At 55.7% G+C, this 12,764-nt stretch carries 11 protein-coding genes; 7 read left to right on the top strand and 4 right to left on the bottom strand.

Translation table 11 applies throughout. The features are described 5' to 3' along the window. Window positions 1-92 precede the first annotated feature (92 nt). Both KSF73_00605 and KSF73_00600 read left to right on the top strand, forming a co-directional pair. Window positions 93-992 (top strand): response regulator, encoded by a 900-nt coding sequence (locus tag KSF73_00605; protein MBV1774205.1) that lies wholly within the window; start codon window positions 93-95, stop codon window positions 990-992. 41 nt (window positions 993-1,033) lie between these two features. Further along, the gene (locus KSF73_00600; GenBank protein ID MBV1774204.1) at window positions 1,034-1,753 is read left to right on the top strand and encodes a hypothetical protein; all 720 of its coding nucleotides are present in this window, start codon (window positions 1,034-1,036) and stop codon (window positions 1,751-1,753) included. 80 nt (window positions 1,754-1,833) lie between these two features. On the opposite strand, the gene KSF73_00595 is transcribed toward KSF73_00600, so the two are convergent. Together KSF73_00595 and KSF73_00590 are read right to left on the bottom strand one after the other, a co-directional pair. Beyond that, window positions 1,834-4,095 (bottom strand): arginine/lysine/ornithine decarboxylase, encoded by a 2,262-nt coding sequence (locus KSF73_00595; GenBank protein MBV1774203.1) that lies wholly within the window; start codon window positions 4,093-4,095, stop codon window positions 1,834-1,836. A 139-nt stretch (window positions 4,096-4,234) separates the two neighbouring features. Further along, window positions 4,235-4,846, bottom strand: a complete 612-nt coding sequence (locus tag KSF73_00590; GenBank protein ID MBV1774202.1) for a glutathione S-transferase — start codon at window positions 4,844-4,846, stop codon at window positions 4,235-4,237. Between the two features lie 138 nt (window positions 4,847-4,984). Between KSF73_00590 and KSF73_00585 the strand changes: the two genes are divergently transcribed. Together KSF73_00585 and KSF73_00580 are read left to right on the top strand one after the other, a co-directional pair. Next, window positions 4,985-5,842, top strand: a complete 858-nt coding sequence (locus tag KSF73_00585) for a S1/P1 nuclease (GenBank protein ID MBV1774201.1) — start codon at window positions 4,985-4,987, stop codon at window positions 5,840-5,842. Between the two features lie 141 nt (window positions 5,843-5,983). After that, on the top strand, window positions 5,984-7,678 hold the full coding sequence (locus KSF73_00580) for an STAS domain-containing protein (protein ID MBV1774200.1): 1,695 nt from the start codon (window positions 5,984-5,986) through the stop codon (window positions 7,676-7,678). On the opposite strand, the gene KSF73_00575 is transcribed toward KSF73_00580, so the two are convergent. Continuing rightward, window positions 7,660-8,634, bottom strand: a complete 975-nt coding sequence (locus KSF73_00575; protein MBV1774199.1) for a DUF2804 domain-containing protein — start codon at window positions 8,632-8,634, stop codon at window positions 7,660-7,662. The two genes, KSF73_00580 and KSF73_00575, sit on opposite strands and share 19 nt — an antisense overlap. Before the next feature lie 148 nt (window positions 8,635-8,782). On the opposite strand from KSF73_00575, the gene KSF73_00570 reads away from it, so the two are divergent. Further along, window positions 8,783-10,279, top strand: a complete 1,497-nt coding sequence (locus KSF73_00570; GenBank protein ID MBV1774198.1) for a M48 family metalloprotease — start codon at window positions 8,783-8,785, stop codon at window positions 10,277-10,279. Between the two features lie 6 nt (window positions 10,280-10,285). Here the strand turns inward: KSF73_00570 and KSF73_00565 are convergent, their stop codons facing one another. Then, entirely contained in the window at window positions 10,286-10,729 is a 444-nt protein-coding gene (locus KSF73_00565) for a DUF1841 family protein (protein MBV1774197.1), read from the bottom strand. Between the two features lie 125 nt (window positions 10,730-10,854). Here KSF73_00565 and KSF73_00560 point away from each other — a divergent pair, with 125 nt between their 5' ends. Together KSF73_00560 and carA are read left to right on the top strand one after the other, a co-directional pair. Further along, window positions 10,855-11,352, top strand: a complete 498-nt coding sequence (locus KSF73_00560; protein ID MBV1774196.1) for a glutathione peroxidase — start codon at window positions 10,855-10,857, stop codon at window positions 11,350-11,352. A 261-nt stretch (window positions 11,353-11,613) separates the two neighbouring features. Next, complete coding sequence (carA, locus tag KSF73_00555) at window positions 11,614-12,762, top strand: glutamine-hydrolyzing carbamoyl-phosphate synthase small subunit (GenBank protein ID MBV1774195.1); 1,149 nt, start codon at window positions 11,614-11,616, stop codon at window positions 12,760-12,762. Window positions 12,763-12,764: the final 2 nt, after the last annotated feature.

Genomic DNA, 12,764 nt, shown 5'->3' with positions numbered 1-12,764 from the left:
GCGCGCAGGCTGGCAAGCGCTGGCATTTAATGCGATAACAAGAGTAGGTATGGGACGTCTGCGTCCTGATTCGAGTTTGCCTGGAGTACAAGATGGAAAAAGCCAAGCTGCTGCTTGTCGATGATGAGCCTTTCAATCTGGAGATCTTGTCCGAGCATCTGGGTGATGCAGGATACGAAATCGAGACAGCGGAAGATGGCGAATCTGCGTGGCAGATGCTTCAGGATCACGGCAGTCGCTACGAAGCGATTCTGCTCGACCGGATGATGCCGCGCATGAACGGGCTGGAAGTGCTGCAGCGGATCAAGAATCATGCAGAACTCACGATACTGCCAGTGATTCTGCAGACTGCTGTGGGTGCGCCCGAGGCCATTCGCGAAGGGATGGAAGCAGGCGCATATTACTACCTGACGAAGCCCTTCGAGCGGGAAATGCTGCTGGCGATTGTCGCAGCCGCAGTGGGGCAGTTCCGCTCAGCCAAGACGGTACGCGAAGCAGTTGAAAAGCCGCTTGAGGGATTGGCGACGCTACACTCCGCCGAGTTCCGGATTTCCAGGTTGCACGAAGCACAGCGCGTTGCGGTGCTGATCGGCAAGATGACCGGACAGCCAGAACGGGTGGCGCTAGGTCTCACCGAGTTGATCATCAATGGCATCGAACATGGCAATCTCGGCGTGACTTACGACGAGAAAAAGCAGCTGATGCACGAAGGTCGATGGGCGGATGAAATCAATGCTCGGCTCGATTTGCCAGAGTTCTCGCGCAAATTTGTCCGTGTCGCCTTGAGCCGTCTTGCGAATGCGCTGCAAATCGAAGTGGTCGATGAGGGCAAGGGTTTTGACTGGCAGAAATACATGGATTTTGATCCGGCGCGGGCATTTGATCCAAATGGTCGCGGCATTTCCATGGCAAAGGTCATGAGCTTTTCCTCGCTCGAATACCGAAATGGCGGCAATACGGCAATCGCAACTGTTTTGCTTGAACAGGACTAATCTTCCGGAACTTGTCAGGCGGATGTGATTCCAAGTCCATCATGTCCGCAACCGCCCCTTTTCCCCTTGAGTCCATCCCCCGCCGGGTCTGGTTGACGCTGGCGTTGTCCGTTATTGTGCACGGGCTGTTGCTCGCCTATGTGCGCTGGACACCCACTGTGCAGATCGGTAAGGAAACAAGCTTTGACGTGACGCTGGATAAAAGGGCTGCGCCAGACGAGGCAGTTCAGGTGCCGGTGCACGAAGTCGCCCGGATTGTCCGGCAAGTAGAAACGACCATATCGTCACATCCAGTGAAACGGGCATCCCAGCCCGCGCACCTGAGCCAACCTGTTCAGAATGCGCCGCCGGAAAACTCGCCAGGCGATTCAGTCCGGCAAGAGACTGCCCCCAATGTGCGCTTGTTTACGATCAAAGATCCATTTGCACAGCCTGCCAGTCCTGTTGGTGGCGAGGCACCCCAGAAGGACTTTCATGCGGGCATGCGGAACCGCGCGCGCCTGCCTAGCCAGCCTGAGGCGCTGCCTGAACCGGAAAGCAGGAAAAAGCTTGCAGCCGACATCCAGGAAGTATTTGGAACGATTGATAGCGAAGTCCGAACATTGAAGATGCAGAATGGACAGGTGCTTGCAGTAACAAAGACTGGAAACAAAACGAGTTGTGTGGTCATTGAGAACAATCACCCGTTCGGGCTTGGCCCTAGACCACAGACAATGGTGACCTGCCCTGATAGCGGATTATTTAAGCATTTATTCAAATAGGCATGCGCAGCGGCGTACTCGGCAGCAAACAAAAAGCCCGTCATAGACGGGCTTTTGCGTTGCGGTGCAGGGGATCAGGTTTAGCTTTCCTGACTGACACAATCCACGTAGTACACGCCGTCGTCACCCTTCACCAGACCGTGAATATCGGTCTCAAAGCCGGGGAAGCGTTCGTTGAAGGCGCGAGCAAACTTCAGGTAATCCACAATTGTCTTGTTGAAACGCTCGCCCGGAATCAAGAGCGGAATGCCCGGCGGATAAGGGGTCAGCAGGATAGCGGTGATGCGGCCTTCCAGTTCGTCCAGCGGCACGCGTTCGATTTCGCGGTGCGCCATCTTGGCAAAGGCCTTGGCAGGCTTCAGCGCCGGCACCATATCGCTTAGATACATTTCAGTGGTCAGGCGCGCCACGTCGTTGTCGCGATAGACTTCGTGAATCTGCTGGCACAGATCGCGCAGCCCGACGCGCTCGTAGCGCGGATGCTTGGCCACGAATTCCGGCAGCACGCGCCACAGCGGGGCGTTCTGGTCGTAGTCGTCCTTGAACTGTTGCAGTTCGGTCACCAGTGTATTCCAGCGACCCTTGGTGATGCCGATGGTGAACATGATGAAGAAGCTGTAAAGGCCGGTCTTTTCCACGATCACGCCATGTTCGGCAAGATACTTGGTTACGATGCCTGCCGGAATGCCGGTAGCGTCAAATGCGCCATCCAGATTCAGGCCCGGTGTGATAACGGTGGCCTTGATCGGGTCGAGCATATTGAAGCCGTCGGCCAGATTACCGAAGCCGTGCCAGTCGTCGCCTGCGTGCAGTACCCAGTCTTCACGCGAGCCTACACCTTCCTCTGCCAGATACTCCGGACCCCAGACCTTGAACCACCAGCTGTCGCCGTATTCGGCATCCACCTTGCGCATGGCGCGGCGGAAGTCGAGTGCTTCGGCGATGGATTCTTCCACCAGTGCGGTACCGCCAGGGGCTTCCATCATCGCAGCGGCCACGTCGCAGCTGGCGATAATCGCGTACTGTGGCGACGTGGAGGTGTGCATCAGGTAGGCTTCGTTGAAGCGATGGCGATCCAGCTGACGGGTTTCCGATTCCTGCACGAGAATCTGCGAGGCTTGCGACAGACCGGCCAGCAGCTTGTGGGTCGACTGCGTCGCGAACACCATGGCGTCCTTGGAACGCGGGCGGTCGCGGCCAATCGCATGCATATTGCGATAGAAATCGTGGAAGGCCGCATGTGGCAGCCAGGCTTCATCGAAGTGCAGGGTGTCGATGGTGTCGCCCAGCACTTCCTTGATCATTTCCACGTTGTACAGCACGCCGTCGTAAGTCGATTGCGTGATGGTCAGAATACGCGGCTTGCTGCCCGGACGCTTGGCCAGTGCCTCGCGTGCAAAGGGATTGGCTTCGATCTTTTTCTGGATGGTTTCCGGCTGGAATTCGCTCAGCGGAATCGGGCCGATAATGCCGTAATGGTTGCGCGTTGGCATCAGGAAGACGGGCGTTGCGCCGCACATCATGATCGAATGCAGAATCGACTTGTGGCAGTTGCGGTCCACCACCACGATATCGCCCGGCGCCACGGTGGCGTGCCAGACCATCTTGTTGGAGGTCGACGTGCCGTTGGTGACGAAGAACAGGTGATCCGAGCCGAAGATACGCGCAGCATTGCGCTCGGATGCAGCGACCGGGCCGGTGTGATCCAGCAGCTGGCCCAGTTCATCAACCGAGTTACACACGTCGGCGCGCAGCATGTTTTCACCGAAGAACTGGTGGAACATCTGGCCAACAGGCGACTTCAGGAAGGCCACGCCACCCGAGTGACCCGGGCAGTGCCAGCTGTAGGAGCCATCCTGTGCATAATGCAGCAGGGCGCGGAAAAAGGGCGGTGCCAGCGAGTCCAGATAGTGGCGGGCTTCGCGCACAATCGAGCGCGCCACGAATTCCGGCGTATCTTCGAACATGTGGATGAAACCATGCAGCTCGCGCAGCACATCATTCGGGATGTGGCGGGTGGTGCGGGTTTCGCCGTACAGGAAGATCGGGATATCCGCATTCTTGAAGCGGATTTCTTCCATGAAGGCACGCAGCTGCTGGATGGCCGGGGTTTCTTCGCCGGGCACGGTGCCCACGAACTCCTCGTCGTCGATGGATAAAATGAAGGCACTGGCGCGCGACTGCTGCTGCGCGAAGCCTGTCATGTCGCCATAGCTGGTCACGCCGATGACTTCGAAGCCTTCGGTTTCAATGGCCTGCGCCAGCGCGCGAATGCCAAAGCCGCTCGAATTGTCGGCGCGGAAATCTTCGTCAATGATGACGACGGGGAAGCGGAATTTCATGATGTTCTCCAGTGCAGCACCCCTGCTGCGAGTGGATGGCGCATTAAACGTGCGCCAATTGGCAACGCCCGAATGATCAAGGGCCGCAAACGGCGGCCCTTGCAGTATCGGCTGTTTCGATCTTATTTGCAGTCTGGCTTTAGTTGCTTGGCGGTTGAGTCTCGATGAACGCTGGGCGTTGCATCAGTTTCTCATAGTGCCTTGCCAGATTCGGATACTGCTCGGCCCAGTTGATTTCACTGAACCGCAAATTCAGATAACCCAGACACATGCCCACGGCAATGTCCGCCAGCGTGAACGATTCGCCGTTACACCACGGCTTGTCGTCCAGATCGCGCGACATCGCGGCAAGACCTGCATTTACTTTGCTCAACTGGCGTTCGATCCACGATTCACTGCGCAGGGTTTCCGGGCGCTTGCGCTCCAGAAAGACTGCCACGGCAGCGTCGCAAATGCCATCAGCCAGGGCTTCCCAGCGTTTGACAGCAATGGCGGGACGGTGATCCTTCGGAATCAGTTGATTCACTGGCGAAATCGCATCCAGATATTCCACGATCACACGCGAATCAAACAGCGTATTGCCATCGTCGAATACCAGCACCGGTACCTTGCCCAGCGGGTTGTGCTCAGGCACATGTGTGGTTGCTTCCCAGGGAATATCCACTTCTAGCGGGCATTCGATTCGCTTTTCAATCAAAGCGATACGCACCTTCCGGGCATAGGGACTAGTCAGCGAAGCAATCAGTTTCATGGATAAACGGCAATCCGGTATCAGAAGTAAAAACAGCGCCGCAAATATTGCGCGCAATTGCGCATGGTAACGCGTCAGTACAAATGCAACAATACGCAATCAACATGAATGATGCATGAAATTGCAGAGAGGTTAGAAGTGAAGATTGCGACAGGCTTGCTGATGGCGCTGATTGGCGCCGCGATATCTCCTGCTGCACTGGCCTGGGGACGGGAAGGACACCGCGCCACCGGCCAGATTGCCGAGCAGTTGCTGACACCGCGCGCAAAAGTCGCCGTGGCCGATTTGCTGGGCGGTGTGCCGGATCTGGCAACTGCTGCAACCTGGATGGATGAAGAGCGTCCCGCGCTGGCAAGGAAATATCCCGGTTCTCCGCAATGGCATTATGACGATATCGAGGTGTGCAGCAACGAGCCGCACGAGTGCAAGGACGGCAACTGTGCGAGTGAGCGGATCAAGGTGAGCATGGCGATCCTGGCAGATGCCAGTCAGAGCAAAGAAGATCGTACCGAAGCCCTGAAAATGATCGTGCATATGGTCGGTGACATCCAGCAGCCCCTGCACGCGTCGGATAACCACGACAAGGGTGGGAATTCGGTCAAATTTGGCGAAAAAAACTGGGATAACCTGCATAGCGCCTGGGATACTCAACTGGTGCGTACCGATATGCGTGGCCGGAATGAAGGCGAATATGTGGCTGAACTGATGGAGCAGGGCAAGGATAGAATTGCGCTGTATCAGGCAAATGATGTGGCGACCTGGCTCAAGGAAAATAACGCACTTGGGCGTGAACGCGTCTATGGAGCACTGCCGCATTTTACGTGCGAGGCACCGTACACCATGATCAACAATCTGACGGGGCTGCCTGCACCCTATATCCAGCAGGCACTGCCGGTCATCCGTATGCAGCTGGTCAAAGCGGGTGCACGTATCGCAGTCATGCTTAACCGTGCACTTGATCCGGCAAGCGAACAAAAGTCGGCTGCCAAGCCTTAAGCGGCAATCCTGCAACAACTCAGTACGCGCGGTAACTGACCGCGCGTTTTTTATTGGTTTCGGCGCTATGCTAGACAGAGGGTACGTAAGCGCGCCTGTTATATAGCTGGCGCATTCTGATCGACGTCCACGGGATGTACGATGACACCTTTATCCGAACGACTCTCTACATTACCCGGCCTGCGTCCTGCAATTGGCCGGTACCTGCATGCCTATTCGGTCATGGATTTCCGCGGGGATCTCTGGGCAGGACTAACTGTAGCAATTGTGGCATTGCCGCTTGCCATGGCTTTTGCGATTGCCAGTGGCGTTCCGCCGCAGGCAGGTTTGTTTACGGCGATTGTTGCCGGTTTCCTGATTTCCGCACTGGGTGGTACGCGCCTGTCGATTGGTGGACCAACTGGCGCCTATATCGTGGTGCTACACGCCATTGTTGTGCAGTACGGTATCGTCAATCTGGCGGTTGCGACTGTCATGGCAGGGGTAATGCTGCTGGTCATGGGGCTGGTGCGTGCCGGCGATGTGATGAAATTTTTCCCGATGCCAATCATTACAGGCTTCACAAACGGCATCGCTGTCATCATCTTCTTGAGCCAGATTCGTGATTTTGTTGGCTTACCCACCCCGCTTCCTTCCGACGTCTGGCATTTGCTTCCCGCGTTGCATACGGCAATACCTGCATTCAAACCTGTCACGCTAGCGCTGGCGGGTGCGTGCCTCCTGCTGATTCTGCTCTGGCCGAAGCGCTTGAATGCTGTTCTACCTGCGCCATTTGTTGCTCTGATCGGTTCAACTTTATTGGCGTGGGGACTGCAGTTGCCAGTTGAAACCGTTGGTAGTCGATTTGGCGGCATACCACAGGGATTACCGCCGCTTACACCGCTGGTGTTTGATATTCACCATTTTTCCGAATTGCTGTCTCCGGCCTTCAAAATCGCCATGCTGGGTGCCATTGAGTCATTATTGTGTGCGGTGGTGGCAGATCAGCTGACCGGTGACCGACATGATGCCAATCAGGAGCTGGTTGCGCAGGGTATCGCCAATATTGCCAGCCCGTTGCTGGGCGGGATTGCAGCAACGGGTGCGATTGCCCGCACGGCCACTAATATTCACAACGGTGGTCGCACACCTGTTGCGGGCATCATTCATGCGCTCAGTGTCTTGCTGGTGATGCTGCTGGCAGCACCGCTGGCTGCGTATATTCCACTCGCCGGACTGGCTGCGATTCTGGTATCCGTCTCAATCAAAATGGGCGATTGGGATATTCGCAAGGCTTGGCATTACCCCGTTCGCGACACTTTCCTGCTGGCGCTCACCTTTGCGCTTACCGTGCTATTTGACCTAACTGTGGCGATTGAAATTGGACTCTTGCTGGCGGGGGTATTTTTCATTCAGCGCATGGCCGCACAAACCACTATCCAGCAGTTGGATGTGGGGCATTCACATCTGTTCGAGCATCACTCCATTCACGGCAAGATCATTCCATCCGGCACACTGGTGTATCGCGTGGAAGGTGCGCTGTTTTTCGGTGCAGCTGGCAAGCTGGACGAAGTCATGCAGTCTGCAAGGGCAAATGACATCCATACCGTCATCGTGCAATTGCACCGGATGACGCTGCTGGATACATCCGGCATGCTGGCGCTAGAAGAATTGGCTTTAAGGCTAACCGGCCAGCAAAAGCGGCTGATACTGGCCAGTGTAGGCTGGGAAATGCACGCCTTACTGGATGAGGCGGGGGTATCGGCTCTGCTGGGAGAGGCAGGAGTGCAGGATGACCTCATAGGCGCGCTCGCCATTGCGCAATCCCGCGCCGAAACCTACCAGCGCGCCGAGTGATCTTCCGTGACCCCGCATAGCCGATCTATCTGTATGGTATGCCCGTTGTCCGGATCGCGAAGTGTGCCCGTAAATGTGCCGATCGGCTGAATGTAGCGGCTGGCGGCAATGATCAGATTCTTGTTTTCCCGACGTGCCCCTTCGGGATGGAAGACTAGATCCAGGCTGCCATCATCGGCGCGTATTTGCCAAGGATTCAGCGGGTGCACTGGATCGAAGGAAAATGCGACCTCGCCGATCATCCACACTCGACCGGCATGCCATACTGCATTTTCCGCTTCACCCATATAGCCCGCCTGCAGATTAAAACCGATCTCCCTGCCATGTGCGCTGGCCCATTGCCATTGGGTGCGGTGGGCGAGCAGGCCATTCGAATAGTCGAGACTGGTGACTGCAGCATCTAAATCAATATCTCGACCATGCAGCACCAGTGAGCCAGTTGTACTGAGTCCGCCGGATTTATGTGTCGAATGAGCTAACCAGTTTGCGGGTGCAATACAGCCGAAAATGGGCGCACTACCTAGGCTGACACGCGCATCCAGTACCAGATTTTTCCCCCGTAGGTGGATATCCAGTGCACATCCGTCACGGTTAAAAGAGATCTGCTCACTGCCTTTTGTAAAGGTGCAATCACTGAACGGTATATCACCGACAACTGTCGATGCAAGCGGGGTTCCCAGCGCGGATATGCCTGCCACCACTTCGCGTGTTTGCCGATCAAAGACGTAGGCAAAAGCGCTGGATGTCCAGCCGACATCTACAATCGCCAATCCGATAAAGTGGCTCTCCAGCGCGATGGCGGCGTATTGCCAGCGCTTATGATGAAAGCGTTTTGACCAAGATCCCAATCCCTGAACCGGCCAGCTCACCTCGCGCATGGTGCCGGAAAAAGCAGTAAACGCAGGTTGACCATTCAGGCAGGTTGAGGCGGGGGCTGCGGGCAGATGAGTGCGCATGGCGTTAGGCAAATCAGTGTGCGAAGGAGGATTTGATTGTAAATTGATTGCTTGCTTGAATGTCGGGAAGTCGCATGCGCTTTTGCAAAATCATCCGGAATCGTTGTAAAGGTGGAACCGATTCGAGTGTGAACTTATCATAAGCAGCATGAAAACCAAGTCTACCCGTATGCTGATGCTGGCACTGCTGGTCAGCGCTGTCCTTGCTGGTGATTTACCCGATCTGGGGGACAGTGCGGCGGCAGATGTATCTGGTAACGATGAACGAAAAATTGCTGAGCAGGTGACGCTCGAATTGCGATTGTCCGGCGATGTCGTCGATGATCCAGAAATTGCGGGTTACATGCAGCGTTTCGGGTATGCACTGGTATCCGCAAGTGCTGATAACCGTCAGCCTTTCCGCTTTTTTGTGCTTAACGATGCACAGATCAATGCATTTGCCATTCCCGGTGGGGTGGTGTGCGTGAATAGCGGGCTGATTGTGCTGACTCAGCACGAGTCCGAATTGGCTGCAGTGCTGGCACATGAAGTATCTCACGTGACGCAGCATCATTACGCCCGGATGCTTGAAAGTCAGAAGGGGACACAGTATCTGGCGCTGGCCGGACTGGTGGCAGGCATTATGGCTGCGCGCAATAACGGTGCAGTTGCCGAAGCAGCAATTGCGACCTCGCAAAGTGCTGTGATGCAGAGCTACCTCTCATTTTCGCGTGATTTCGAACGCGAAGCAGATCGCATTGGTATGCAAGTCCTGGAAAAATCCGGATTTGATGGCCGCGCCATGCCTACCTTTTTTGACAGAATGCAGCGTTTCTATGCGGCAGTCGATAATGGCGCCATGGCATTTTTGCGTACTCACCCGGTCAATAGCGAGCGTATTTCCGACAGCTTGCAGCGTGCCGAGCAGTTCCCGTATAAGCAGGTGCCGGACAGCGAAGATTATCGTTATGTCCGGGAGAAGGTGCGTACGCTCTATCTCGGTAGAAGTGATGCACTCACGTTTTACACCAGTACAACCGCTCAGAAGAAATACGCAGATGAAGCCGCGCAGCACTATGGCTTTGCCTATGCCTTGAGTCGTGCAAACCGGCTGGAAGAGGCCTGGCGGGAGTTGGAGTTGGCTCGCAACGCGGCGCCACGTCGTCATCCCATGCTGATGACGCTGGCCGGGCAGATCCGGTTGCAACAGCACCAATGGGATGAGGCGCGTGCACTTTACAAGGACGCACACGAACGCTTTCCTTCATCGCTAGCGGCATCGTATGGATTGGTGGATGTCGATATTCAGCAGGGTAAGCTGCAGGACGCCGAAGATCGGCTTCGACACCTTATCGACCAGAAACTGGATGAGCCCGACCTCTACAAGCGTCTGGCCGATATTTATTCCAGGATGAAAGACACTTTCCGCATGCACAAGGCGCAGGCCGATTTCTATGCGGCGCGCAAGCAGTGGGTACCCGCAATCGAGCAACTACAGATTGCCCGTCGCCTTGGCAGCGATTTTTACCAGATGTCGGCAGTGGATGCACAAATTGCAGACTGGCGCAAACTGGTTGAGCGCGACAGGCACCTGCGTCCGGAAGATGATCCGACCCGTGATGACGACAAAAATGGCAAAAAGCGGCGCGGCGGGGACGGAAACTAGGGGCGATCAGGCCTCGGTTGACAGGCCACACTTGCGGCGCAGGCAACCTAGGTAGATATTGGCATCCGGCTCCGTACGATTGCGTTGCGCATGCCAGATCATTTCGGCCAGACAATCCATCATTTCGTGCTGTGCATCGTGGCGATTGCCGGTTTTTACGCACAGCTGCTCGAATAGCGCACGCACACCCGCAGGCTGGTCAATCGACAATTGCTCTTCCATGGCCAGATGCATGGAGATATGCAGAAATGGATTGGTTTCACCGGATTCCGGGTGATATTCGCGTTCCGATGTGCGATCCGGATGCTCGAAAATCGCGTGATACTCGGGATGTTCAGCCAGAATGCTGGCAGCGATCTTTTCCAAGTCGGTCAGTGCTTGCTGGGCGCGGAACTTCTGCCAGGCATCAAACAGGAACTGGCGAGCCTGATCACGGGAAGGATTGAACATATGGGTGCACCGGCGGGCATACAAACAGAACCGTCGATTGTAGCAGTCTGTTCCGTCTGGGGACAGTTTAAGTCTATGTGGTAATGTTCGAAATTGTGATACTCGACACGATAAGGGAAAGAGCGATGGCGCAAACTGTGTATGATTTTTCAGCAAATATGCTGGATGGTAGTCAGGTTGACTTTGATCAGTGGCGCGGCAAAGTGCTGCTGATCGTCAATACGGCCAGCGAGTGTGGCTTTACGCCGCAATACGAGGGGCTTGAAGCATTGCATCGCCAGTTTGCCGATCGTGGTCTGGTTGTTATGGGTTTTCCGTGTAATCAGTTTGGAGCCCAGGAGCCGGGAGATGAGGTGGCGATTGGTGCTTTCTGTCAGAAGAACTACGGCGTCAGCTTCACTATGTTTGCCAAAGTGGATGTCAATGGCGCCGAAGCGCACCCGCTGTGGCAGTTCCTGAAGTCATCTGCCAGAGGCGTGCTGGGTACGGAGGGCATCAAGTGGAATTTCACCAAATTTCTAGTTGATCGCAATGGACAGGTAGTCGACCGTTTCGCGCCGACCACCAAACCGGAATCGATTGTCTCGGACATCGAGCGATTACTCGATGCACCCGCAACTTAAGCGCGTATTACCTGCACCTCACGCAAGTTGATGAATTAGATCGAGGTCTTGCGTCAAGTTTCAGCGGGTTTTGATTGCCGAAAAGTTGCAAAAACGCTAAAATACGCGCCATCCAATACAAGGTCTTCGGCGACTCAAACGGGATAGGTGGAAGCCTGTCCCGTTTTGCTACGCGCGCGAAATGCACGCGTTAATCTGCTGGTATCTGCCAGTCGCTTACCCACGCCTATAATGGGGAAGACCCTTTGTTCACCTTTTTGTATGCAGGAGCCGCTGGTGTCAAAACGTTCAAAAGCATTGCTCGCGCTCGCCGACGGTACGCTGTTTCATGGTACGGCCATTGGGGCCACGGGACATACCGTAGGTGAGGTGGTATTCAATACCGCACTGACCGGCTACCAGGAAATTCTGACCGATCCCTCCTATTGCAAGCAGATCGTCACGCTGACCTACCCGCATATCGGCAATGTCGGTATCAATCAGGAAGACATGGAATCGAGCGGTGTGTTCGCCGCCGGCCTGATTGTGCGCGACCTGCCGCTGCTGGTGTCGAATTTCCGCTCGGAAGAATCACTGGATGCCTATCTGGTGCGTACCGGTACTGTTGCAATCGCCGATATTGATACCCGGAAGCTCACTCGTATCCTGCGCGAAAAGGGTGCTCAGTCCGGTTGCATCATGGCCGGCGACATTGATCCGGTGAAGGCGGTTGAACTTGCACGTGGCTTTGGCTCGATGGCTGGTCAGGATCTTGCCAAGGTAGTGAGCTGCAAGTCTGCATACGAATGGACCACCCGCGAGTGGAAACTGGAAGGCGGCTATAGCCAGCAAGCCAGCAGCCAGTTCCATGTGGTGGCCTACGATTTCGGCGTGAAGCATAACATCCTGCGCATGCTGGCCGAACGCGGCTGCAAGCTGACCGTCGTGCCGGCGCAAACGTCTGCAGAAGAAGTGCTGAAACTGAATCCGGATGGTGTATTCCTCAGCAATGGCCCTGGCGATCCAGAGCCATGCGATTACGCAATTGCCGCGATCAAGGTCTTCCTGGAAAAGAAACTGCCGGTGTTCGGCATTTGTCTCGGGCACCAGTTGCTTGGTCTGGCCAGCGGTGCGAAAACCAGCAAGATGAAATTCGGCCATCATGGTGCAAACCACCCGGTTCAGGATCTCGACTCCAGCCGCGTGATGATCACCAGCCAGAATCACGGCTTCCAGGTCGACGAAACCAGTCTGCCCGCCAATGTGCGCGTGACGCACCGCTCGCTGTTCGACGGCACCGTTCAGGGTATCGCGCTGACCGATCGTCCTGCGTTCTCCTTCCAGGGACACCCCGAAGCCAGCCCGGGTCCGCACGACGTGGCCTACCTGTTCGACCGCTTCACGGCCGCCATGGCCGCCGCAAAACAATAAGG

It is taken from the genome of Burkholderiaceae bacterium DAT-1, assembly GCA_019084025.1.
GTDB lineage: Bacteria > Pseudomonadota > Gammaproteobacteria > Burkholderiales > Chitinimonadaceae > DAT-1.
Note: the sequence above shows the minus strand (reverse complement) of the source record. Positions and strands in the feature narration are given on the sequence as shown.

Bases quoted from the DNA above. Each gene is read 5' to 3' on its own strand.
- KSF73_00595 (MBV1774203.1), bottom strand. From the start codon at position 4,095: ATGAAATTCCGCTTCCCCGTCGTCATCATTGACGAAGATTTCCGCGCC.
- KSF73_00570 (MBV1774198.1), top strand. From the start codon at position 8,783: ATGAAAACCAAGTCTACCCGTATGCTGATGCTGGCACTGCTGGTCAGC.
- KSF73_00600 (MBV1774204.1), top strand. From the start codon at position 1,034: ATGTCCGCAACCGCCCCTTTTCCCCTTGAGTCCATCCCCCGCCGGGTC.
- KSF73_00590 (MBV1774202.1), bottom strand. From the start codon at position 4,846: ATGAAACTGATTGCTTCGCTGACTAGTCCCTATGCCCGGAAGGTGCGT.
- carA (MBV1774195.1), top strand. From the start codon at position 11,614: ATGCAGGAGCCGCTGGTGTCAAAACGTTCAAAAGCATTGCTCGCGCTC.
- KSF73_00605 (MBV1774205.1), top strand. From the start codon at position 93: ATGGAAAAAGCCAAGCTGCTGCTTGTCGATGATGAGCCTTTCAATCTG.
- KSF73_00565 (MBV1774197.1), bottom strand. From the start codon at position 10,729: ATGTTCAATCCTTCCCGTGATCAGGCTCGCCAGTTCCTGTTTGATGCC.
- KSF73_00580 (MBV1774200.1), top strand. From the start codon at position 5,984: ATGACACCTTTATCCGAACGACTCTCTACATTACCCGGCCTGCGTCCT.
- KSF73_00575 (MBV1774199.1), bottom strand. From the start codon at position 8,634: ATGCGCACTCATCTGCCCGCAGCCCCCGCCTCAACCTGCCTGAATGGT.
- KSF73_00560 (MBV1774196.1), top strand. From the start codon at position 10,855: ATGGCGCAAACTGTGTATGATTTTTCAGCAAATATGCTGGATGGTAGT.